The 22,364-nt window shown below is 70.7% G+C and carries 22 protein-coding genes; 5 read left to right on the forward strand and 17 right to left on the reverse strand.

Annotation, left to right across the window (positions count from 1 at the left end):
• Window positions 1-10: 10 nt before the first annotated feature.
• The 5 genes from hisN to MFF40_RS22415 all read right to left on the reverse strand — a co-directional run bounded on the left by hisN (window position 11) and on the right by MFF40_RS22415 (window position 6,864).
• Window positions 11-799 (reverse strand): histidinol-phosphatase, encoded by a 789-nt coding sequence (gene hisN / locus MFF40_RS22395; RefSeq protein WP_147898359.1) that lies wholly within the window; start codon window positions 797-799, stop codon window positions 11-13.
• Between the two features lie 116 nt (window positions 800-915).
• The gene (locus MFF40_RS22400) at window positions 916-2,994 is read right to left on the reverse strand and encodes an AI-2E family transporter (protein WP_147898360.1); all 2,079 of its coding nucleotides are present in this window, start codon (window positions 2,992-2,994) and stop codon (window positions 916-918) included.
• Between the two features lie 137 nt (window positions 2,995-3,131).
• Window positions 3,132-4,586, reverse strand: a complete 1,455-nt coding sequence (locus MFF40_RS22405) for an MmgE/PrpD family protein (protein ID WP_147898361.1) — start codon at window positions 4,584-4,586, stop codon at window positions 3,132-3,134.
• Window positions 4,587-4,941: 355 nt separating this feature from the next.
• Window positions 4,942-6,234, reverse strand: coding sequence for a nicotinate phosphoribosyltransferase (pncB, locus tag MFF40_RS22410; protein ID WP_147898362.1), 1,293 nt, complete (start codon window positions 6,232-6,234; stop codon window positions 4,942-4,944).
• Between the two features lie 126 nt (window positions 6,235-6,360).
• The gene (locus MFF40_RS22415; protein ID WP_147856598.1) at window positions 6,361-6,864 is read right to left on the reverse strand and encodes a pyridoxamine 5'-phosphate oxidase family protein; all 504 of its coding nucleotides are present in this window, start codon (window positions 6,862-6,864) and stop codon (window positions 6,361-6,363) included.
• Window positions 6,865-6,992: 128 nt separating this feature from the next.
• On the opposite strand from MFF40_RS22415, the gene MFF40_RS22420 reads away from it, so the two are divergent.
• Window positions 6,993-7,292, forward strand: coding sequence for a hypothetical protein (locus MFF40_RS22420; protein ID WP_147898363.1), 300 nt, complete (start codon window positions 6,993-6,995; stop codon window positions 7,290-7,292).
• Between the two features lie 16 nt (window positions 7,293-7,308).
• Here MFF40_RS22420 and MFF40_RS22425 read toward each other — a convergent pair whose 3' ends face one another.
• Both MFF40_RS22425 and MFF40_RS22430 read right to left on the reverse strand, forming a co-directional pair.
• Window positions 7,309-7,827, reverse strand: coding sequence for a GNAT family N-acetyltransferase (locus MFF40_RS22425; protein ID WP_147898364.1), 519 nt, complete (start codon window positions 7,825-7,827; stop codon window positions 7,309-7,311).
• Window positions 7,824-8,141: a type II toxin-antitoxin system TacA family antitoxin gene (locus MFF40_RS22430; protein ID WP_147898365.1), complete on the reverse strand. Its 318-nt coding sequence runs from the start codon at window positions 8,139-8,141 to the stop codon at window positions 7,824-7,826. The genes MFF40_RS22425 and MFF40_RS22430 overlap by 4 nt, the downstream gene beginning before the upstream one ends.
• 175 nt (window positions 8,142-8,316) lie before the next feature.
• On the opposite strand from MFF40_RS22430, the gene apbC reads away from it, so the two are divergent.
• A complete protein-coding gene (gene apbC / locus MFF40_RS22435) occupies window positions 8,317-9,465 on the forward strand; it encodes an iron-sulfur cluster carrier protein ApbC (RefSeq protein ID WP_147898366.1) in 1,149 nt (382 codons plus the stop codon).
• A 10-nt stretch (window positions 9,466-9,475) separates the two neighbouring features.
• A complete protein-coding gene (gene mobA, locus MFF40_RS22440; protein WP_281408004.1) occupies window positions 9,476-10,102 on the forward strand; it encodes a molybdenum cofactor guanylyltransferase MobA in 627 nt (208 codons plus the stop codon).
• 8 nt (window positions 10,103-10,110) lie between these two features.
• On the opposite strand, the gene MFF40_RS22445 is transcribed toward mobA, so the two are convergent.
• The 7 genes from MFF40_RS22445 to MFF40_RS22475 all read right to left on the reverse strand — a co-directional run bounded on the left by MFF40_RS22445 (window position 10,111) and on the right by MFF40_RS22475 (window position 16,542).
• Complete coding sequence (locus MFF40_RS22445) at window positions 10,111-10,998, reverse strand: EamA family transporter (protein ID WP_147898367.1); 888 nt, start codon at window positions 10,996-10,998, stop codon at window positions 10,111-10,113.
• A gap of 100 nt (window positions 10,999-11,098) precedes the next feature.
• Window positions 11,099-11,560 carry a peptidylprolyl isomerase gene (locus MFF40_RS22450; RefSeq protein WP_147855449.1) on the reverse strand — a complete coding sequence of 154 codons (462 nt, stop codon included), beginning with the start codon at window positions 11,558-11,560 and terminating at the stop codon, window positions 11,099-11,101.
• A 66-nt stretch (window positions 11,561-11,626) separates the two neighbouring features.
• Window positions 11,627-12,124 (reverse strand): UCP034077 family protein, encoded by a 498-nt coding sequence (locus tag MFF40_RS22455; protein WP_147898368.1) that lies wholly within the window; start codon window positions 12,122-12,124, stop codon window positions 11,627-11,629.
• 10 nt (window positions 12,125-12,134) lie between these two features.
• Complete coding sequence (locus MFF40_RS22460; protein ID WP_147855447.1) at window positions 12,135-12,683, reverse strand: peptidylprolyl isomerase; 549 nt, start codon at window positions 12,681-12,683, stop codon at window positions 12,135-12,137.
• Between the two features lie 27 nt (window positions 12,684-12,710).
• Complete coding sequence (coaD, locus tag MFF40_RS22465; protein ID WP_238262297.1) at window positions 12,711-13,214, reverse strand: pantetheine-phosphate adenylyltransferase; 504 nt, start codon at window positions 13,212-13,214, stop codon at window positions 12,711-12,713.
• 62 nt (window positions 13,215-13,276) lie between these two features.
• Entirely contained in the window at window positions 13,277-16,063 is a 2,787-nt protein-coding gene (gyrA, locus tag MFF40_RS22470; RefSeq protein ID WP_238262300.1) for a DNA gyrase subunit A, read from the reverse strand.
• Between the two features lie 176 nt (window positions 16,064-16,239).
• On the reverse strand, window positions 16,240-16,542 hold the full coding sequence (locus tag MFF40_RS22475; protein WP_147909654.1) for a hypothetical protein: 303 nt from the start codon (window positions 16,540-16,542) through the stop codon (window positions 16,240-16,242).
• Window positions 16,543-16,759: 217 nt separating this feature from the next.
• Between MFF40_RS22475 and MFF40_RS22480 the strand changes: the two genes are divergently transcribed.
• Window positions 16,760-17,611 (forward strand): S49 family peptidase, encoded by an 852-nt coding sequence (locus tag MFF40_RS22480; protein WP_147899193.1) that lies wholly within the window; start codon window positions 16,760-16,762, stop codon window positions 17,609-17,611.
• A 13-nt stretch (window positions 17,612-17,624) separates the two neighbouring features.
• On the opposite strand, the gene MFF40_RS22485 is transcribed toward MFF40_RS22480, so the two are convergent.
• A complete protein-coding gene (locus MFF40_RS22485; RefSeq protein WP_147899194.1) occupies window positions 17,625-18,494 on the reverse strand; it encodes an NAD(P)-dependent oxidoreductase in 870 nt (289 codons plus the stop codon).
• A 102-nt stretch (window positions 18,495-18,596) separates the two neighbouring features.
• Between MFF40_RS22485 and MFF40_RS22490 the strand changes: the two genes are divergently transcribed.
• Window positions 18,597-19,622 (forward strand): P1 family peptidase, encoded by a 1,026-nt coding sequence (locus MFF40_RS22490; protein WP_147899195.1) that lies wholly within the window; start codon window positions 18,597-18,599, stop codon window positions 19,620-19,622.
• A gap of 30 nt (window positions 19,623-19,652) precedes the next feature.
• On the opposite strand, the gene MFF40_RS22495 is transcribed toward MFF40_RS22490, so the two are convergent.
• Window positions 19,653-19,934, reverse strand: a complete 282-nt coding sequence (locus MFF40_RS22495) for a hypothetical protein (RefSeq protein ID WP_147899196.1) — start codon at window positions 19,932-19,934, stop codon at window positions 19,653-19,655.
• Window positions 19,931-22,348, reverse strand: a complete 2,418-nt coding sequence (locus MFF40_RS22500; protein ID WP_147899197.1) for a response regulator — start codon at window positions 22,346-22,348, stop codon at window positions 19,931-19,933. The genes MFF40_RS22495 and MFF40_RS22500 overlap by 4 nt, the downstream gene beginning before the upstream one ends.
• Window positions 22,349-22,364 lie beyond the last annotated feature (16 nt).

Here is a 22,364-nt window from a genome sequence, read left to right on the forward strand (position 1 = left end):
CGGCGCTGCATCACGGGTTCAACACCTTCAAGACCGCCTCGTGGAGGCGCGGGTCGGCCGCCGCGACGATGCGCCCGCCGCCCGCGGCCGGGCCGCCGTCCCAGGCGGTGACGCGCCCGCCCGCGCCCTCGACGATCGGGATCAGCGCGACGATGTCATAGGGCTTCAGGCCGGCCTCGACCACGAGGTCGATCTGGCCGGCGGCGAGCATGCAGTAGGCGTAGCAATCGGTGCCGTAGCGGGACATCCGCACGCGGCCCTCCAGGTCGCGGAAACGGTCGGCCTCCTCGCCGTCCGCGAACAGGCGCGGGTCGGTGGTGGCCAGGATCGCCTGGTCCAGCGCGGCGCAGCGGCGACCGCGCAAGGTGCGCTCGCCCGCCGGGCCGCGCAGGCGGGCGTTGCGGCCGTCGCCGGTGAAGCGCTCGCCAAGATAGGGCTGGTGCATCAGCCCGCGCACCGGCACACCGTTGCGGGTGAGCCCGATCAGCGTGCCCCAGGTCGGCAGCCCGGCGATGAAGGCGCGGGTCCCGTCGATCGGGTCGAGCACCCAGACGCACTCGGCGTCGGTGCGCTCGGAGCCGAACTCCTCGCCCAGGATACCGTGGCCCGGGAAGGTCTGGGCGATCATCCTGCGGAGCACGGTCTCGGCCGCGCGGTCGGCCTCGGTGACCGGATCGAACGGCGCGCCGCCCCGCGCCTTGTCGTCGAGGCCGAACGCGGCACGGAAGAACGGCAGGATCGCCTGGCCGGACGCCTCCGCGAGATCGTCCATGAACCGCCCGAGTTCGACGACGCTCATCGGCCCTGCCCCCTGCTGTGCCCGAGACCCGATAGGGGCCCGACCGGCACGCGACGAAACCGGGGCCGGCCCCCGGCCGTCAAGCCCCGTCGCCCCAAGCTCCTCCGCCTCAAGCCTCAAGCCTCCGCCGGTTCCGGGAGTCGCGCCTCGGCGCCGGCCTCGGGCGCGGCCGTGCCCGCGATATCCGCCTGCACGGCGGCCAGCACCGCTTCGAGGGCCTCGCGCAGGGACGCGACCTGCCCGGACGCCTCGGTCGAGCCTTCCGGCGCGCGCGCCACCCGGTCCGACTGGCCGTTCTGGGCCAGCCACAGGCCGAGCAGGACCGGCACGCCGGGCATCCGTGCCTGCAGCCGCCCGACCAGCCGGCGCAGGTGCGTCGGCTCGCCGTTCAGCGCCAGCGAGACCACGCAGGCCATCCGGGCCGGACCCGGCTCGAACCGCTCGATCCGCGCCGTGGCGGCATCAGAGAACGGCACCGTGCGGACGCCGATGCCGCGCTTCTCCAGGATCTGGGCCAGGATCGCGGCCGCGGCGCCATCGAGGAAGCCGCGTCCGGAGATGCAGAGGACCGCGCCCGCGCGGGTCCAGGCCTCCGGCAGCGCATCCGGGGCCGGGCCGACCGGCATCGGGCTGCAGGCGTGCTCGCCGCCCTCCCCCGTGCTCTCGGCGGTGGCGTCGCCGCGCTCGGACAGGTCGGCGATCAGCTCGCCCAGGGCGGTGCGCATCGCGCCCTTCTGCTGGGCGGTCAGCACGCCCCGCGCCGCGTCGCGGGCGGCGAGTTCGAGGGCCTTCAGCACGACCTCGTCGTAGTAGGACGAGAGCGAGCATTGCTGCAGGATCAGCTCGGCATGGCCCAAAACCTCCTCGGAATCGCCGGCCAGGATGCGCTGGTAGAAGTTCTGCACCGGCGTCAGCGCCGGCCGGTCGCCGAACAGCACGTCCAGGAATTCCAGGTGCTCGACGTGCCGTCCCAGCACCACCAGGCAGACGGTGAGCGGCGTCGAGAGAAGCAGGCCTACGGGCCCCCATAGCCAGGTCCAGAACAGGGCCGAGACCAGCACCGCGAGGGGCGAGAGCCCGGTGGACTGGCCGTACACGATCGGCTCGAACACCTGGCCGGTCAGCGGCTCCAGGATCAGGAACAGGATCGTCACCGCGATCATCATGTTCCAGCCGGGATCGACCGCGGCGGCGAGGGTAATCGGCAGGATCGCCGACAGGAACGCGCCGATATAGGGCACGAACCGCATCAGCGCCGAGAAGATCGCCCACAGCACCGGGTTCGGCACGCCGATGACGTACAGGCCGATCCCGATCACGACCCCGAAGGCGGTGTTGAGGGCGAGCTGCACCACGAAGTAGCGGCTGAGGCGCCCGGCCGCGTCGTCGATCGCCCCGGTGGTACGGTGCAGGTCGCTGGAGCCGGCGAGCCGGATCATGCGGTCGCGCAGGTCCTCGCGCTGCATCAGGACGAACAGCAGCACCACGAAGACGATGCCCACCGTGGCGAGCGGCTGCATAACCGGCGACAGCAGGGTGCCGAGCGTCTCGAGCGGTCCCGGCTGGGTCGCGGTCATCTCGACCAGGACGGGTTTTGGGCCGGGCGCGCCCTGGTCCAGCGCGGACCCTTGCGACGACCCTCGCGACGACCCCTGCGCCGGCTCGGAGGCCGGCGGGGCGGGGCGTGCGGGCTCCTGCCCGCCCGGCGCCTTCGCAGGCTCCTTGCCCGCCTCCGCTTCCTTGCCGCCGGCGTGGAGCGCCCGACCGATATTCGCGACGTAGTCGGTGATGTGGCCCACCGGCGAGGTCCGTAGCCCCTCGATCTTGCGCTCGATGGTGGTGCGGTAGCGCGGGATGTCGCCGGCGAGGTCAGCCGCCTGGATGCCGATCAGCGTCGCCAGGGCGGCCACGATGCCGAGCGTCAGAAGCACGCTCACGCCCACCGCCACCAGCCGCGGCAGGCGCAGGCGCCGCAGGCGGTTCACCAGCGGTGTCAGCACGAAGGAGAGGAGCAGCGCGATCGCGATCGGGATGAAGATCTCGCGGCCGAAATACAGCACCGCCACGATGGTGGCCCCGACCAGGATCGGCGAGGCCATCGCGGCCCGCGGGGTCTCGGCCGCGGCGACGCGCGTGGGACGCGGCGCAACCAGCGCGCGCTCGGGCTGCGCCCCGACCGGGCTTCTCGTTCCCATGCTGCGATCCACGCCCCGAACGCCACAGGCGGGCGCCCACCGGGGTCGCGGGGCCTCGCGGCATGGGAACGGCACGGGGTCGGAAAACGATCCCGCGCGGCTCGCGGATCCGTGAGCGAGGGTTGCAGCTGCCCCGCTTACGCCCCCTGAACCCCGGCCCGGGCCACCTCGCCCACGTCCTTCAACTCGGGGAGAGACCAGCACATCTGCATCACCCGCCTGGCCTGGGCCTCCGGCAGAACCCCGGCGGCGAGGTCGGTGAACTTCGCCTCCAGCTGCGCGTCCGACATCGGCGTCTCGACGCTGCCGATCGCGTGCTCGATCCGGCGGTGGAAGTTCCGTCCATCGGTGAGCGTCACGGTCATGTCGACCTGGGCGGCGTCGATGCCCGGCGTGATCACCGGCACCACTTTCTGGCGCAAAGCCACCACGCGCGGGTCGTTCACGGCCCGGTCGCTGAACTGCTTCTCGCCGCCCGCGCCCTCCACGAGGGCGATCGCGGCCGCGTGGTAGATGCTGAACTTGCCCTCCAGGCCGGTCTTCGGCGCAGTCTTGCCGGTCAGCTCCAGCACCAGCGGGTGGACCTTGAGGTCGACCCGGGCGATGTCCTCCGGCCGGACGTGGTCCTGGTCGCGGATCTGCACGCCGGCATCGATCGTCGGGTGCATGACGATACCGCAGGCGAACGGCTTGTAGGTGTTGAGCAGGGCCTCGTAGCGGGTGCCGAGGCCGTCGGTGATCTCGGACCAGTCCTGCTTGGTCGAGATGGTGTTGGCCCAGCCGCGCTTGGCCTCGATCATGCCGTCCGAGGAGGTGAAGCCCTTGGCGGCCAGGATCGCCGCGAACAGGCCGTTCGAGGCCGCCCGGCCCGGGTTGAAGCTCTTGTTCATGGAGCCGAACGATTCGCGCAGGCCCACCGGCTGCGAGGCGGCGAGCCCCAGCGCGTAGACCATCTGCTGCTCGGTGAGCCCCATCAGCTTGCCGACGGCCGCAGCGGCGCCGAACGGCCCGCAGGTGCCCGTGATGTGCCAGCCGGCATCGTAGTGGTTCGGGTAGACCGCGTTGCCGATCCGGCACTCGGTCTCGATCCCGACCACCAGCGCGTCGAGGAAGTCCCGGCCCGAGACCGGCTTCATCTGGGCATAGGCCAGGATCGCCGACGCGACCGGGCCGGCTGGGTGGATGATCGTCTTGAGGTGGGTATCGTCGAAGTCGAAGATGTGGCTCGCCACGCCGCTCAGGAAGGCGGCGTTCATGATGTCGAACCGCTCCGACCGGCCGAACAGCCCGGCCTGCGGCGGCCCCGAGAACGGCTGCAGCGCCGAGACCGCCACGTCCACGGTCTCGTGGTGGGAGCCGCCGATCGCCACACCGACCCAGTTGAGGAAGCTGCGCACGCCCTCACGGCGGACATTCTTCGGCAGGGTGTCGTAGGACGAGGCCAGGATCCACTGCGCGAGGATTTTCGTGACGGGCGGCGGCGCCTTGGCGGCCGGCGTCTTCGCGGGCTCGGCGGCCTGCGCGCCTTGCACGGCCGGCGCCGCCAGGGCGAGGCTTGCGGCGCCGATGAGCGAGCGGCGATTGAAAGTCATGGCGTTCTCCCGGGGGCGAGCCGCGCTGGGCCGGCCCTGTTGGTCGACACGATACTGAATAAAATTCGGGTCTGTCAGCGGTTGTCTTTACACGCCGGTGCGGATGAAGCCCCCCTCTCAAGGGAAGCCTTGTGGCCGGCCGTCTCCGTTCGCGCGCTGCCCTTTCCCGGACGCCTCGAACGGTTGTGGAAGGTGATCCGAGACTTAGCGGAGAAAGCGCCGCGCAGCGGCACCTTTCGAACAACACGGACGCTACGCGACGCCTTGCGCCGGGTCCCTGGTCACATTCCGCTGCCGCTGCATGCGCCCGGGAAAGGGTCGCGGTTCTTATGCCGGCCGCGAAGCCGGTCCGCCCTCACACCAGCACCGGAAGCGCGTCCTGCTCGCCGATCCCAAAAACCCGGCGGTAGCGGGCGATCTCGTCCTCCGGTCCCTGCGCCTTGGTGGGGTTGTCGGACAGCTTGACGGTGGGGCGGCCGTTCGCCTCCACGACCTTGCAGACCACCGAGACCGGATCGAGCTTGCCGTCGGGCAGGAGACCCCGAAAGTCGTTGGTGAGCAGGGTGCCCCAGCCGTAGCCGATGCGCATGCGCCCGTGGAAATGGGCATGGATGCGCTCGATCTCATCGATGTCGAGCCCGTCGGAGAAGATCGCGAGCTTGTCCCTGGGATCGTAGCCGCGCTCTTGCCAGAACCGGATCACCTCCTCGCCACCCGCGATCGGGTCCTTCGAATCGATGCGGATCCCGGTCCAGTCGCTCACCCAGTCCGGGGCGTTCGCCAGGAAGCCGGTGGTGCCGTAGGTGTCGGGCAGGATGACCCGCAGGTTGCCGTCGTAATCCTCCTGCCAGTCGGCCAGCACCGCGTAGGGCGCGGCGGCAAGCGCCGCGTCGTCCTCGGCGAGCGCGGCGTAGACCATCGGCAATTCGTGGGCGTTGGTGCCCACGGGCTCGACCTCCTGCCGCGCTGCAATCAGGCAGTTCGAGGTGCCCAGGAACGCCGCGCCCAGACCCTCGGCCATCGCCTGCACGCACCAATCCTGCCAGAGGAAGCCGTGGCGCCGCCGCGTGCCGAAATCCGCCACCGACAGGTCGGGCAGCTTCTGGAGCCGCTGGATCTTCTCCCAGACTCGGGTCATCGCCCGGGCGTAGAGCACCTGAAGGTCGAGCTTGCCGAGGCCCCGCAGCACGGCGCGCGCCCGCAGCTCGTTCAGGATCGCCAGCGCCGGGACCTCCCACATCGTGGTCTCGATCCAGGGGCCGTGGAAGGTCAGCTCGTACTGGCCGTCATGGACGGCGAGTTCGTAGTCCGGCAGCTGAAAACCCTCGAACCACGCCACGAATTCCGGGCCGAGGATCCGCCCCTGGCCGCGGAACACGTTGCCGCGCAGCCAGGTCACCTCGCCCTTGCTGAGCCGGAGGCTGCGGGCATGGTCGAGTTGCTCGCGCAGCAGCCCGGCATCGACCTCGTCGGCGATGCGGATGCGCTTCGTGCGGTTGGTGATCCCGAAGGTGGTGTCGATCTGCGGATGCCGGCGCAGGATCGTCTGCGCCATCAGCAGCTTGTAGAAATCGGTGTCGAGCAGGGACCGCACGATCGGGTCGATGCGGAAGCTGTGATCGTAGACCCGCTTCGCCAGATCAATCATGTTTTTCGGACTCGTCCGCACGTCTCGCGGCGCAGAGCGCATGCCGGGCGCGGCTACGTCAAGAAGAGGGGCGGCACGTCCCCACGACGCGCCGCCCCGATACCCACGTCGCCAGATCCAAAAAAATCAGGCGAGGTCGACCTTCTTGGTCTCGGTCTTAGGGCTCTCGCCGGTGAGCGAAGCCTTCACGTAGCCGTAGAGGTGCAGCATCGTGCTGTTGGGGCTGTCCCAGTACTCGCCCTTCTCCGGGTGGACGCGGATCAGCGCGACTTCAGGATCGTTCTTGCCGTTGGGGAACCAGGTCTTCAGGCTCTCATTCCACTTCTCGTCGATCTTGGCCTGATCGCGCACGATCTCGGCCTTGCCGGCCACCGAGACGTAGGTCTGGCTCGACGGGTCGGAATAGGCCAGGTTGATCTGGTTGTCCTTGCTGATCTCGGCCGTCTTGGGCGAGTGCAGCTTGGTGAAGAACCACAGGTCGCCGTTCTCGTCGGCGTCGTTGTTCCACATCGGGCGGCTGTTGAGCGTCCCGTCGGCGTCGACGGTGGTCATCATGGCGATCTTCACGTCCTTGACCAGCTCGAACAGCTTTTTCGCGCCCTCGTGGTCGCGGTGGTTGCCCTGATGCATGAAACCGATCTCCTTAGCTTGTCGCCGACGTGGCGTTCGAGGCGCGCGAGCGGCCCCCTCCTGGGAGACCCCGCCCGCAAGTCGCCTCGACAACGGGCGAAGGCCCGCTTGGTTCAGGAGGTTTCGGGATGGTAGCGAACGGGCGGTGGCGAGCCCGCCTGGGCCTGGCGGCGCTCATCGGATCGATCTGGCTGGCGGCCGCGCCGGCCTGCGCCGAGGTGCGGTTCGGGCCAGGTGTCCGGATCGGCGGCCACGATTTTTCGGGGCGCCGTGCTGGCAGCGTCCATATCGAACGGGTGAAGCGCCTGCGCGGGCCGCTCGGATGCCGTCGTGTCCGCCACGGATTCTACCGACGCGGCGACGGCAGCGCGATGCGAGGGCCGATGGAGGAATGCAATCTCATTGCGCTTCCACCGGGGCGGCGGTGAGGCCGACGGGCACGACTCACGAATCGCTAAACAGCGTCTCGATCTCGGCCATCGGCTTGAAAAGACGGCGGGGCTGATCCGGAAGCCGAAGACAATCATGGCGTTCGTAGAACGAGACCGCTGCTTCATCCTTCGCGTCGACCACCACCGCCAGGGAGGCCGTCTCGCTTCTGAGGCAGCGCAGCAGCGCATCCAAGCGGAGAAGCGTGCCGAACCCCGTGCCGCGCCGTGTCGCGTCGACCGCCAGCCGGCCGAGCAACGTCGCCGGCAGGACGGGGTAGCGCGGCAGTTTCCTGACGAATTCCGCCGGCAATTCGGTGGCCCGGATCGCGGTGTTGGCGAGCGTATAAAAGCCCAGGATGGTGGGTTCCGGAGGCTCTAGCAGGACATACGGGGCCGCCACCCGGCGGCGCGCATCCTGACCGGCCTGCGAGCGGAGATAGCGATCGAGGGCATCGACGCCGCACGCGAAGCGGGATCGCTCGTGCCGACCGGCATCGAACAGCTCGATGATCGGTCTTGCGCCGACGGTCACGTCTTGGAGCCACCGATCAGCGTTCGGTAAGTGGCGACGCGATCCAGCATCCGCGCACTGGGTTCGCGCGGCGCGAGGAGCGCCTCCACGAAGGCGCGGGAATCCCGAACGCTGAGCTGGATTACCTCATGCTCCGCGATGGTGCGTTTGGCGGCATCCTGGACGCTCGCGAGGACGAAGTCGGTGATGCTGCGTCCTTCGAGCGCTGCGGCATGCGCGACGAGGGCCTTCTGCTCCGCCGTCACGCGGGCCTCCAACCGATCGGCCCGTCGTCGGTTCTTCGGACTGCCTTCCGACCGTCGAGCGTCGCGCATCGCCACCTCCGTACCAACCTGGAATGTACGGCCGGTGGCCGGCAATTTCGAGAGAAAACCGCTACGCGTCGCAGACAGTGGAGGGGCTCGATAGCCAGGGCGGGGTCTGGCGTTCTCGCCGGGCTTGGTTACATGCAGCGGGAACGAGACCTGCTTTCCCCCGGTGGAGGACGATTTGGCGATTACCCGCGACGACGTGCTGCGCGCGCTCCAATCCGTCACCGTCGATGCCGCCGGCACCACCCTGCCCGGCTCCGGGCGGCTCTCTCAGGTCGTGGTCGATCCCAACAACCGGGTGATGTTCTCGATCTTGGTCGATCCGAGCGAGGCCGAGCGGTTCGAGCCGGTGCGGCGGCAGGCGGAGGGGCGCATCCTGCAGATGCCGGGCGTCTCAGGCGTGTTCGCGAGCCTCACCTCCGAGCGTGGCCCTGGCATGCCTGCGCAGAGCGACGCCGCGCCCCGCCCGGTGACGCCGCCGCCGGTCGCGCCGCCGCGGCCCGGCGCGCCCCCGAACCAGGGTCCGCAGATCGCCGGCGTGCGCCACATCGTGGCGGTCGCCTCCGGCAAGGGCGGCGTCGGCAAGTCCACCACCGCTTGCAACCTCGCGCTGGCCCTGCAGGCGCAGGGGCTGAAGGTCGGCCTGCTCGATGCCGACATCTACGGGCCGTCCGTGCCGAAGCTGTTCGGCCTGTCGGGCAAGCCGACCGTGGTCGACAACAAGTCCATGGAGCCGATGGTCGGCTACGGGCTGAAGGTCATGTCGATCGGATTCCTGATCGAGCCCGAGACGGCGATGATCTGGCGCGGGCCGATGGTGCAGTCGGCCATCACCCAGATGCTGCGCGACGTGCTGTGGGGCGAGCTCGACATTCTCATCGTCGACATGCCGCCCGGCACCGGCGACGCCCAGCTGACCATGGCCCAGGCGACGCCGCTCTCGGGCGCCGTGATCGTCTCGACGCCCCAGGACCTCGCGCTGATCGACGCCCGCCGGGGCGTGACCATGTTCAAGAAGGTCGCGGTGCCGATCCTCGGTGTCATCGAGAACATGGCGACCTTCGTCTGCCCGAATTGCGGCCACGCCTCGCACATCTTCGGGCATGGCGGCGCCCGCATCGAGGCGCAGCGCCTCGGCGTGCCGTTCCTCGGCGAGGTGCCCCTCGACATGACCATCCGCGAGACCTCGGATTCCGGCCGGCCCGTGGTGGCGACCGATCCGGACGGACCCCACGCCAAGGTCTACCGCGACATCGCCGCGTCCCTGTGGGCGAACCTCTCGGGCGCCCCGGCCGGGCGCACCGCGCCGAGGATCGTCATCGAGTAGGTGTTTCCCGGTGGATCGCCCGCACCTCCTGGGCCTGATCCTCGCCGGCGGCCTCGGCCGGCGGATGGGCGGGGTCGACAAGCCACTGATGCTGATGGGCGGGCGGACGTTGCTGGAGCGCGTCGCGGAGAGGCTCGCCCCGCAATGCGGCGCCGGTCTGGCGTTAAGCGCCAACGGGGATCCGGATCGGTTCGCCGGGTTTCCGGGGCCGATCCTGCCCGATCCCGTGCCGGGGCTCCCGGGTCCCTTGGCCGGCCTGCTGGCGGGTCTGGACTTCGCCGCCGTGCGGCACCCGGACGTCACCCATGTCCTGAGTGTGCCCGGGGATGCCCCATTCCTGCCGGGCGATCTCGCCACGCGGCTCGAACCGGCCCTGCGGGACGCGCCGATCGCCCTCGCCGCCTCGGGCGCGCGCGCGCACTACACGGTGGCGCTCTGGCCGGTCGGGCTGCGGGCGGATCTGCGCCGCGCCCTGGTGGAGTGGGACGAGCGGCGGGTCGGGGCGTTCATCGCGCGCCACGGCGCGGCGACCGTCTCCTGGCCGACGGAGCCCCTGGATCCGTTCTGCAATCTCAACTCGCCCGACGACATGGCGGCTGCCGAGGCCGCGATCCTGGCCGGCCTCGGGCGCGGCTGAGCTCGGCCTCAGGCCAGGCGCGCTTGCCAGCGTGGATAGAGGATGCCGAGGGCGAGGCCCCCGAGGACGAGACCGGCCGCGCCGAGCTTCCAGCCCGGCAGCGTCTCACCGAGCCAGACGGCGGATCCGGCCATCCCGAAGACCGGTACCAGCAGCGCGATCGGGACGATGCGCGCGGCGGGGTGGCGGGAGAGCAGCCATCCCCAGACGGCGTAGCCGAACAGGGTATTGCCCACGGTTTGCCAGATCACCGCCCCCCAGGTCGCCGCATCGGCATTCTGGAGGCCGGCGCGGATCGCATCCCAGCCTTCGAGCAGGAAGGACAGCGCGAAGAGCGGCGGCGCGGAGAACAGGCTGGCCCAGACCACGTAGGGCAGCATCGCGCGGACGCCGCTGCGCTTCGCCGCGATGTTGCCGCCGGCCCAGCTCGCCGCCGCGAGGACGATGAGGCCGAGGCCAAAGGGCGTCGTGGCCCCGTCGGCATGCAGCGCGATCACGCCGATGCCGGCCGCCGCCAGTGCCAGGGCGGCCCATTGGTAGCCAAGGACCCGCTCGCCGGTGATCCAGATCGACAATCCGATCGTGAAGAACACTTGGACCTGGATCACCAGCGATGCGAGGCCGGGGGTGATGTGGCCGCGCATGGCGATGAACAAGAGCCCGAACTGCCCGGCCCCGATCAGCAGCCCGTAGGCGGCGAGATTGCGCCAGGTGACGTTGGGCCGGGGCATGAGGAACACGCCGGGGCACGCCGCCAGCGTGAAGCGCAGCGCCGCGAACAGCAGCGGCGGCAAGTGGTCGAGCCCGATCCGGATCACCACGAAGTTGGTGCCCCAGACGGCGACCACCGCGACGGCGAGGCAGAGGTCCCGAAGCGGAAGCGTGGCGGTTTCCATGGCGCGGCAACCTCACAGGCCGCGCGCGTCTTGCCAAGGGACAATCGTCCCATCGTTACGCGGACGTGTCCGCCCGGGCGGGCGGACACGTCCGGTCGTTTCAGGCCGCTTCGCCCACCGTCGCCTTGACGATCTTGTCCGGGGAGCGCGGCGGCTCGCCCTTGTTGATCGTGTCGACCACGTCCATGCCGTCCACGACCTTGCCCCAGACCGTGTACTGCTTGTCGAGGAAGCGCGCGTCGTCGAAGCAGATGAAGAACTGCGAGTTCGCCGAATGCGGGAAGTTTGTGCGGGCCATCGAGCAGGTGCCGCGCACGTGCGGCTCGGCGTTGAACTCGGCCTTCAGGTCCGGCAGCTCGGAGCCGCCCGAGCCGGTGCCTGTCGGGTCGCCGGTCTGGGCCATGAAGCCGTCGATCACCCGGTGGAACGGCACGCCGTCGTAGAAGCCCTGGGCGGCCAGCGTCTTGATCCGCTCGACATGGCCCGGGGCGAGGTCGGGGCGCAGCCCGATCACGACGCGGCCCTTGGTGGTCTCGAGGATGAGGTTTTCGGTGTCGGCCATGGTGGGTCCTTCCTGTTGGTGAGAATGTAGCGGCGCCCACCCGATCCGGCGAGCGCGGCGAAACGGTCAGGCCGGCGGCCGGTAGACGAACCGCAGGGCCACCGGCCGCCCCGCGATCGCCCGGCCGAGGCCCGGGGTGATCCGCGCCGGCATACAGCCGGCGAGCGCGTCCAGGATCGACCGCACCAGGCTGCGGCGCCGGCCGGCCTGGAAACCCGCCGCGTAGGTGATGCGCGGGGGGCCGATCAGGCTGCCGTCGCGCCGAAGCGACAGCCGCGCGGTGATCTCGATATCGGCAGCCCCGGCGTTGGGTCGCCCCAGCCCTGCCGGCGGCTGCCAGCAGGCCGCCAGCACCGGGTAGAGCTCGGCCAGGGTGTCGGCCGCCCGGGCCGGCCGATGCGCGAGCGGCACCGCGACGGTGCCCCGCAGGGTCTGCGGCAGACTCAGCGGATAACCGCCGCCCGGCGCGTACGCGAAGCCGCCATAGACTGAGCCGTCATCATAGGCGCGCGCCGTCGCCGGGGCGAGGGCGAGCGCGCCGAGGATGGCCAGCCGGTGCCACATCGGCGAGAGGCTACTTGGCCTTCTCGGCGAGCGTCATGCGGACGATCTTGTCCGGGTCCTGCACGGCGCCGCCCGGGGCACCGGGGGCGGCCTTCTTGATCCTGTCGAGCACGTCGAGCCCGTCCGTGACGTTGCCCACGACAGTGTACTGCTTGTTCAGGAACGGCGCGTCGCCGAGGCAGATGAAGAACTGCGAGTTGGCCGAGTTCGGATCCGACGAGCGGGCCATGCCCACGGTGCCGCGGCGGAACTCGGCCGTCTGCGAGAACTCGCCCGGGATATTCGGCAGGCTGGAGCCCCCGGTGCCGTTGCCCTTCGGGTCGCCGGTCTGGGCCATGAACCCGTCGATCACCCGGTGGAATTTTAAGCCGTCGTAGAAGCCCTGGCCGACCAGCGTCTTGATCTGCTTGACGTGCTTCGGGGCGAGGTCCGGCCGCAGCATGATGGTGATGCGCCCGTCCTTGGTGTCGAGAAAGACCGTGTTGGCGTCGGCGGCCCGGGCGGCCGGGACGGAGCCGAGCGTGAGGGCGAGCGCGAGGAGGGCGTGGCGGCGATTCATCGGGTTCCTTCCAGAAAGGTCAGAGGATCAGGCTGTGGCGGCGAAGCGCTGCCGGAGGCGGTCGGCGACGGCCGCCGGCACGAAGGGCGAGACATCCCCACCCATGCTGGCGATCTGGCGCACCAGCGTCGCGGTAATCGGTCGCGCCTGCGTCGAGGCGGGCAGGAACACGGTCTGCACCTCGGGCGCCATGGCGCCGTTCATGCCCGCGAGCTGCATCTCGTAGTCGAGATCCGTGCCGTCGCGCAGGCCGCGGATGAAGATCGACGCCCCGCAGCGCCGGGCCGCCGACACCGCGAGGTCGGCGAACGTCGCGATTTCCAGCGTCGCCCCCTCGGCCTGCGCCACCGGTCCGCAGGTCTCGGCGAGCAGGGCGGCGCGCTCCTCGGCCGAGAACAGCGGCGCCTTGCCGGGATGGACGCCGATGGCGATCACGAGGCGGTCCACCAGCCGGCAGGCTTGGCGAACCACGTCGAGATGGCCGTTCGTGACCGGATCGAACGAGCCGGCGTAGAGGGCGGTGCGGGTCATCGCGGCCCGACCTAGAGCATTTTTGCGCGGGACGGAACCTCGGGGTGTGCGGGCCGAAGCCCTCACACCTCGTCGGTGCCGCCGTCTGTGCCGCCCTCGGAGCCGTCCTCCGGGCCAGCCTCGATGCCGTTCTCCAGGCCGGCCTCGGCGCTGCCCTCGTCCTCGCCCACGATGTGCTCCACCGATACGACCTTCTCGTCCTTGGCGGTGTTGAACACGGTGACGCCCTGCGAGGCGCGGCCGACGATGCGGATGTCGTCCACCGGCACGCGGATCAGCTGGCCGCGGTCGGTGACCAGCATGATCTGGTCCGTCGCCTCCACCGGGAAGGAGCCCACGAGGCTGCCGTTGCGGTCGTTGACCCGCATGGCCGTGATGCCCTTGCCGCCGCGGCCGGAGGTCCGGTACTCGAACGACGAGGAGCGCTTGCCGTAGCCCCGCTCGGACAGGGTGAGCACGTATTGCTCGGCCCCGCCCATCTCAGCGTAGCGCTCCTGCGAGATCGCGGCGGCCTCGGTGCCGTCCTCGGCCTCGACCTCGGCGCCCTCCTCCACCTCGCCGGTGACGGCGCGGCGCATCTTCAGGTAGCCGGTCCGCTCCTCGGCGCTGGCGTCGAAGGCGTTCAGGATCGTCATCGAGATGACCCGGTCGTCCTTGGCCAGCAGGATGCCGCGCACGCCGGTCGAGTCGCGGCCCTTGAACACGCGCACGTCCTCCACGGGGAAGCGGATGCACTGCCCCATCGCGGTCGTCAGCAGCACGTTCTGGTCCGGCCGGCAGATCTCGACATGGACGATGTGATCGCCCGGATCGAGCTTCATGGCGATCTTGCCGTTGCGGTTCACCTGGACGAAGTCCGACAGCTTGTTGCGCCGGACGTTGCCGCTGGCGGTGGCGAACATGACGTCGAGCGTCTCCCAGGACGCCTCGTCCTCGGGCAGCGGCATGATCGTGGTGATGCGCTCGGAGGTGTCCTGCAATTGCAGGATGTTCACCAGCGCCTTGCCGCGGGCGTTCGGGGCGGCCATCGGCAGGCGCCAGACCTTCTCCTTGTAGGCCTGGCCCTGGCTGGAGAAGAACAGCACCGGCGTGTGGGTGTTGGCCACGAACAGGCGGGTGACGAAATCCTCGTCGCGGGTCGCCATGCCCGAGCGGCCCTTCCCGCCCCGGCGCTGGGCCCTGTAGGTCGAGAGCGGCACGCGCTTGACGTAGCCGGCATGGGACACGGTCACGACCATGTCCTCGCGGGCGATCAGGTCCTCGTCCTCGACACTCGAATCGTAGTCGACGATCTCGGTCCGGCGCGGGGTGGCGAATTGCTGCCGGACCTCGATCAGCTCGTCCGTCACGATCGCCTGGATGCGGGCGCGCGAGCGCAGGATGTCGAGATAGTCGGCGATCTCGTCGGCGAGCGATTTCAGCTCGTCCCCGACCTCGTCGCGGCCGAGCGCGGTGAGGCGCTGCAGGCGCAGGTCGAGGATGGCGCGGGCCTGGGTCTCGGACAGGCGGTAGGTGCCATCCTCGGCGACCCGGTGGCGCGGATCGTCCACCAGCGCGATCAGCGGCGCGATGTCGTGGGCCGGCCAGTCGCGCGCCATCAGGGCCTCGCGGGCCGTGTTCGGATCCGGCGAGGTGCGGATCAGGCGGATGACCTCGTCGATGTTGGCGACCGCGATGGCCAGGCCGCACAACACGTGGGCGCGCTCGCGGGCCTTGCCGAGCAGGAACTTGGTGCGCCGGGAGACGACCTCCTCGCGGAAGTCGACGAAGGCCTGGAGCAGGTCCTTCAGGTTCATCAGCTCCGGCCGGCCGCCGTTGAGGGCGACCATGTTGCAGCCGAAGGAGGATTGCAGCGGCGTGAACCGGTAGAGCTGGTTCAGCACTACCTCAGCCATGGCGTCGCGCTTGATCTCGACCACGATGCGCATGCCGCTGCGGTCGGATTCGTCGCGCAGGTCCGAGATGCCCTCGACCCGCTTCTCCTTCACCAGCTCGGCGATCTTCTCGACCAGCGTCGCCTTGTTTACCTGATAAGGGATCTCGGTGAAGATCAGCGCCTCGCGCTCCTTGCGCAGCTCCTCGACATGCGACTTGGCGCGCATGATCACCGAGCCGCGGCCGGTGGCGTAGGCCTGCCGGGTGCCGGCGCGGCCGAGGATCATCCCGCCCGTAGGGAAGTCCGGCCCGGGGACGATTTCGGTGAGCTGCTCGATGGTCAGACCGGGATCGCCGATCAGCGCCACGCAGGCGTCGATCAGCTCACCCAGATTGTGCGGCGGGATGTTGGTCGCCATGCCGACCGCGATGCCACCGGCGCCGTTGGCCAGGAGATTCGGGAACCGGGCCGGGAGGACTTTTGGCTCCTCCCGCGATTCGTCGTAGTTCGGCTGGAAGTCGACGGTGTTCTTGTCGATGTCGGAGAGCAGTGCGGTGGCGGGCTTGGCCAGGCGCGATTCGGTGTAGCGCATGGCCGCCGGCGGATCGCCGTCGACCGAGCCGAAATTGCCCTGCCCGTCGATGAGCATCAGGCGCATGGAGAAGTCCTGCGCCATCCGCACCAAGGCGTCGTAGATCGATTGGTCGCCGTGCGGGTGGTAGAGACCGATCACGTCGCCGACGATGCGGGCCGACTTGACGTATTTCCGCTCCGGCAGGTGCCCGGATTCGAAGGCGGAATAGAGGATGCGCCGGTGCACCGGCTTCAGGCCATCGCGCGCGTCGGGAAGCGCGCGGCTCACGATCACGCTCATGGCGTAATCGAGGTACGAGCGGCGCATCTCGTCGGTGATGGAGACGGGGCGAATGTCGCTGGCGGGCGGGGGAGCGCCAATCGGATCGGTCTCGGCCAAGGAAGTATCCGTTATCGGGCCCGGAGGGGCGGTGCTGGCGACCGTCCGGATGGCGCGCGGGGCGCCCGGACGGCCTTGCGGAACAGCAGTGATATCAGGTGGTTAAATAAGCTTTTCCGGGCCCGGACACAAGGCCGCGCCCCGGCTCGATCCGGCCGGGGCGCGCGCTGCCCGCGTCAGTAGAACGTCGGGTGCCGCGGGCCGAAATGCCGGCGATACGCGACGGGGCGCCGGTGCCAGTGATGGCGGTGCCAATGGTGGCGGCGGTGCCAGTGATGGCGCCGGTGGTGCCAGTGCCGCCGCCAGTGATGGCGCCGGTGCCAGTGGCGCCGGTAATGCCACCGGGCGAGCTGCACCGTCGGGGCGGGGGCTGCCGCCTCGGCGGTCGCCGGGACCGGCAGGGGCGCCGCGCGCGCCGGGGCGTCGGCGAAGCCCCCGATCAGCGCAGCGAGCAGGACCAGGATAGGCCAGGGTCGCATCGTCTCTCTCCCGTTTGAGGACCCGGAGCGTCCAGCCGATCCGGGCCGGCGCGATCCACGCACCGTCGGCAGGAACCGCCAAGGTCGGCAAACGGTTCGATCCGGTCTGACTGCGCAGACGGTTGGGCCCTGCTGTCCCGGTTCCCTTGCGCCGGCCACCGGAAAGCCCACCTCGGTCGGAAGCACCCTCGCTTCCCGCCCCTCCCGAAGAGCCTCCATGCCGTTCGCCCTCCCCGACGCCCTCCGGGCATTCCTGCCGCGCCGCTTCCGCGACCGCCGCCCGCGGGTCGCCGTGGTCCGGCTGTCCGGCACGATCGGGGCGGTCTCGCCGATCCGCCCGGGGCTCTCGATCGGCGGCGTCGCCGGCAGCCTGGAGCGGGCCTTCACGATGCCGGGGATCAGGGCGGTGGCGATCGTGATCAACTCGCCGGGCGGCGCTCCGGCGCAGTCGCACCTGATCCACCGCCGCATCCGGGCCCTGGCCGACGAGAAGAAGCTTCCGGTCGTGGCCTTCGTCGAGGACGTGGCGGCGTCGGGCGGCTACATGATCGCCTGCGCGGCCGACGAGATCATCGCCGACCCGACCTCGATCGTCGGCTCGATCGGGGTGGTCTCGGCCGGCTTCGGCTTCCAGGGCCTTCTGGAGAAGATCGGCATCGAACGCCGGGTGCACACCCAGGGCGAAGCCAAGTCGATGCTCGACCCGTTCCGCCCGGAGGACCCCGCCGACGTCGAGCGCCTGAAGCGACTCCAGGCCGACATCCAGGACCTGTTCACCGGCCTCGTCACGAGCCGGCGCCCGACCCTGTCGACGTCGGAAAACCTGTTCACCGGCGCGGTCTGGACCGGGCGTCAGGCGGTCGGCCTCGGGCTCATCGACGCGTTGGGCGACATCCGTTCGACCATGCGCGCGCGCTTCGGCGACACGGTCGACCTGCGGCTGGTGGCCGAGGCCCGGGGCGGGTTCCTGTCCCGCCTGCTGCGCCGGGGCGGGGCGCCGGGCGGGATCGCCGAGGAGGCCGTGGCCGCGCTGGAGGAACGCGCGGCCTTCGCCCGCTTCGGGCTCTGACGCCGGGGGCGTTTCAGCCCCGTCCGGCGCGCCGCGCGGAGACCCGCGCTAGGGCGGCCAGGTCCTTCTCGCCGTCGCCGTGGCTGATTGCCTCGATCAGCCCGTCGCGCAGGACGCTGGCGAACGGCATCGGCACACCGGCGCCTTCCGCCGCCTGGAGCGCCAGCCGCACGTCCTTGGCGCCGAGCTTGAGGCCGAAGCCCGGCGGCTCGTAGCGGTTCTGGGCGATCGAGGCGCCGTAGCCCTTGTAGACCGGGGAGGCGAACAGCGTATTGGTCATCAGGTCGAGGAAGTCGGCGCCCGCGACGCCGTGGCCCTCGGTCAGCGCGCAGGCCTCGCCCATGGCCTCGATCGCCGAGATCAGCATGAAGTTGCCCGCGAGCTTGACCGCGTTGGCCCGTGACGGCTCGACGCCGAAGGGCCAGGTCCTGGCGCCCATGGCGTCGAGCAGCGGCGCAGCCCGCTCGAGCGCAGCCGCCGCGCCGGCCGCCACGATGTTGAGCTTTCCGGCCTCGGCCACATCCGGGCGCCCGAAGACCGGTGCGGAGACGTAAGGAACGCCGGCCCGCTCGTGGATTGCGGCGAGCTGCCGGGCGAGCGCCACCGAGATCGTGCTCATGCCGATATGCAGGCCGGGGCGCTCCGGCTGGTCGAGCAGGCCGCCGGCCAAGATCACCGCCTCCAGAGCCGCGTCGTCGGCCAGCATGGTGACGACGGCATCCCCGGCAAACGCCTCCGCGGCGCTCGCCACCGGGGTCACGCCCTCGATGCCGCGGGCGGCCTCGGGCGAGCGGTTCCAGGCCCGGACCCGGTGGCCCGCCCGCGCGAGGTTGGCGGCCATGCCGCGGCCCATCCGCCCCAATCCGATGAATCCGACGTCCATGCCGCGCTCCTCGCTGTCGCCGCCGCCGTGCCGACCCTGGGCCGGGCTCCGATGGCGCAGGCGAGGATTTGTCCCGATCGCCCGGCATGGCAAGCTCGCGCCATGCTGCGCAACCGCATCACAGACATTCCGGGCCTGCGGGTCGGCCACGCCGGCGACCCATCGGTCGCCAGCGGGGTCACCGCGATCCTGTTCGACGCGCCCGTCATCGCCTCCGTGGACGTGCGCGGCGGCGGCCCCGGCAGCCGCGAGACCGACCTGCTCGATCCCGAGCGCACGGTGGAGCGGATCGACGCCCTGGTGCTCTCGGGCGGCTCGGTCTTCGGGCTCGACGCGGCCGCCGGCGTGACGGCGTGGCTCGCCGAGGCCGGACGCGGCTTTCCGGTCGGCCCGCTGCGGGTGCCGATCGTGCCGGGGGCGGTCCTGTTCGACCTGCTCAACGGCGGCGACAAGGACTGGGGCCGCTATCCGCCCTATCGCGAACTGGGTTTTCTGGCGGCGGCTGCCGCGTTGGAGGACTTCGCCCTCGGCTCCGTGGGGGCCGGCACGGGCGCGCGCACCGGGAGGCTGAAGGGCGGGATCGGCTCCGCCTCGGCGACGGTGCCGGGCACTGGTTTCACGGTCGGCGGGCTCGCGGCGGTCAACGCCTTCGGCAGCGCCACGATCGGCGACGGGCCGCATTTCTGGGCCGCGCCGTTCGAGGTGGGCGACGAGTTCGGCGGCCTCGGCTCGCCCGCCCGGGTGCCGGCGGACGCCCTCGCCTTCCCGGCCCGCATCCTGCCCGGCTCGGCCACGACGCTCGCGGTGGTCGCCACCGACGCCGCCCTGACCAAAGCACAGTGCAGACGCCTCGCGGTGGCCGCGCAGGACGGCCTCGCCCGCGCCCTGGTCCCGGTCCACACGCCCCTCGACGGCGACCTCGTCTTCGCGGTGGCGAGCGGCACCGTGCCGCTGGCCGACCCGGTTGCCGATCTCGCCCGCCTGGGCGACGCCGCCGCGCGGGTGCTGGCCCGGAGCGTGGCGATCGGCGTGTTCTCGGCGCATAGCCTGCCTGGGCTGGCGCCCGCACCGCCGCTGTCGGTCATGGGCCTGCCGCCGGCCTGGCGCGATCGTTTCGGTGGGGGATGAGACCAGCGCGGATGCGCGCAGGCGCGGTGGTCACACCTCCCCGCGCGCATCCGCGATCAGCTGCGCCAGCCCGGCATCGACCTCTTCGCCGAGCATCTTGCGCTCGGCGTCGGTGAGGTCCTTGGCCCAGGTGGTGCCGCCAAAGCCTTCCGCGCATCGCGCCCGCTCGGAGGCGATGTAGGCCTCGGTCTCGGCGGGCTGCGTCTTCATCGCGTGGACGAGGCCGAACCACGCCGCCCGCTCCACCACCGCCAGCCGCGCCCGCAGGCGGATCGCCGCCGCCTTGTCCGGATCGATCCCGTTGTCGCTCATGGTATGTCTCCCGTGCCGTCCCCGGCTCTGTCGTTCTCGGTGCTGTCGTGCTGGGCGAGCCGCTCGATCAGGCCCTGGAGCCGGCCCGGGACCGGCTCGGCGGTCGAGCGCGCGTAGAGCACCCGCAACTGCCGCCCGATTTCGGCCAGACTCATCGAGCCCTTGGCGATCACCCGGTCGGCCTGGGCGCCGAGGCTCGCCTTCTCGGCGCTGGTGATCTCCTTGGCGGTGAGCACCACCACCGGCACGTCGCCGTCCGGCCGGGCGCGCAGCGCCCGCAGGAAGCCGAACCCGTCCATCTCGGGCATCATCAGGTCGAGCAGGATCAGGCTCGGCCGCGTCTGGCTGACCCGCTCCAGGGCGATCCGACCGTTCTCGGCCTCGTCCACGGTCCAGCCCTCGCGGCCCAGCGACCGGCGCAGGCGCTCGCGGGCATCCGGGTCGTCGTCGACCACGAGGACGCGCGCCTCCCCGGGCCCCTCCGGGCGGTAGCGCTCCATCATGCCCTTCAGCCGGTCCCAGTCGATCGGCTTGACGAAGTAATCGGTGGCGCCGAGCGCCTGGCCGAGCCCCTGCTCGGCCACCACCGAGGTCATGATGACCGGCGTCCCGGCGAGATCGGGATCGCTGCGCACCGCGTGCAGCACCGCCCAGCCGTCCATGCGCGGCATCTCGACATCGAGCAGGATCGCCCGCGGCTTGAGCGCCCGGGCGAGCGTCAGGCCGGCGCGGCCGTCGTTGGCGGTGCGGACGTGGAACCCTTCGCGCTCGAGGAAGCGCTGGAGCAACTCCCGGGCGGCGGGGTCGTCGTCCACCAGCAGGACCGTCTCGTGCTGCTCGTGCGACTCGACCGCGGCCGCCTCGGCCTCGGCGGCGACCTCCTGCGGCTCGTCCTCCGGCTTGAGCACCGCCGGCAGGCGGATCGTGAAGGTCGTGCCCTGTCCCTGCGTGCTGGTCACGGCGATGTCGCCGCCCATGGTCTGACAGAAGGCCCGGGTGATCGCGAGGCCGAGGCCGGTGCCGCCGAACTGGCGGGTGGTCGAGTCGTCGGCCTGCACGAAGCGCTCGAACAGGCGCGCGATCTGCGCCTCGGACAAGCCGATGCCGGTATCGGTGACCGCGAAGGACAGCCAGTCCGCCGCCTCCTCCCGGTGGTGGCGCACGGTGAGGCGGATCGTACCGTTCTCGGTGAACTTGGCGGCGTTGCCGATCAGGTTGAGCAGGCACTGGCGGATTTTTGTCTGATCCTGGTGCATCGACCCGAGGCTCGCATCGCCCACGTCGAGGACGAAGCGGTTGCCCTTCTTCTCCACCAGCGAGCCGGTGGAATCGACCACGTCCCGCAGCAGGTCCGAGACGGAAAACGTCTCGGCCGAGGCGGTCATGCGCCCGGCCTCGATCTTCGAGATGTCGAGCACGTCGTTGATCAGCGACAGCAGGTGCCGGGCCGCCGCCTCGATCTTGCGCAGGTCCGGCAGCAGGGCGGCCTGGCCGATATCCTCAAGCTCCTCGCCGAGCATCTCGGAATAGCCGATCACCGCCGAGAGCGGCGTGCGCAGCTCGTGGCTCATGTTGGCGATGAACTGGCTTTTCGCCCGGTTGGCGGCCTCCGCGGCCTGGCGCGCCCGCTCGACCTCCTCCTCGGCCTCCTTGCGCTCGGTGACGTCGACGCAGGTGCCGACCCACTCGCGCAGGGTGCCGTCCCCGGCGAGCACAGGCACGCCCCGCACCTCCATGGCCCGCCACGCGCCGTCGTGGCGGCGCAGGCGGTACTCGACCTCGTAGGGCTTGCGCGCCTCCACGGAGGCGGCCCAGGCATCGGCCGCGTGGGCGCGGTCGTCGGGATGGACGGCGTCGACCCAGCCCCAGCCCTGGTAGGCCTCCTCGGTCTGGCCGGTATAGGTGCTCCACCGGACCTGCGGCGGCATCAGTTCGCCCACCGCGTTGGTGTTCCAGATCACCGCCGCGGAGGCGTCCACCAGCGCCCGGAAGCGCTGCTCGGAATCGCGCAGGCGCTCCTCGACGGCGCGGCGGCGGGAGATGTCGGTGTTGGTGCCGTACCAGCGCAGGATGGTCCCGGCCTCGTCCCGGTGCGGCAGGGCCTTGGACAGGAACCAGCGGTAGATCCCGTCGCGCCCGCGCAGCGGGAACGTGTCTTCCCAGGATTGGCCGAGCAGGATCGCCGCCCGGAAGCGCTCGGTGACGGCATCGACGTGGTCGGGGTGGTGGACGGCGCGCCAGCCCCAGCCGCGCATCTCGTCCAGGGTGCTGCCCGTGTAGTCGTACCAGCGTTGGTTGTACCAGACGATGGTCCCGTCGGCCTCGGCGATCCAGGCGAGTTGCGGCAGCGTCTCGGCGAGATTTCTGTAATCGGCATCGGTGACGACGCCTCGGCCGCCCACGGATTCTCTCATCGGCCCGCCGAAATCC

This window comes from Methylobacterium mesophilicum (assembly GCF_022179445.1).
GTDB lineage: Bacteria > Pseudomonadota > Alphaproteobacteria > Rhizobiales > Beijerinckiaceae > Methylobacterium > Methylobacterium mesophilicum.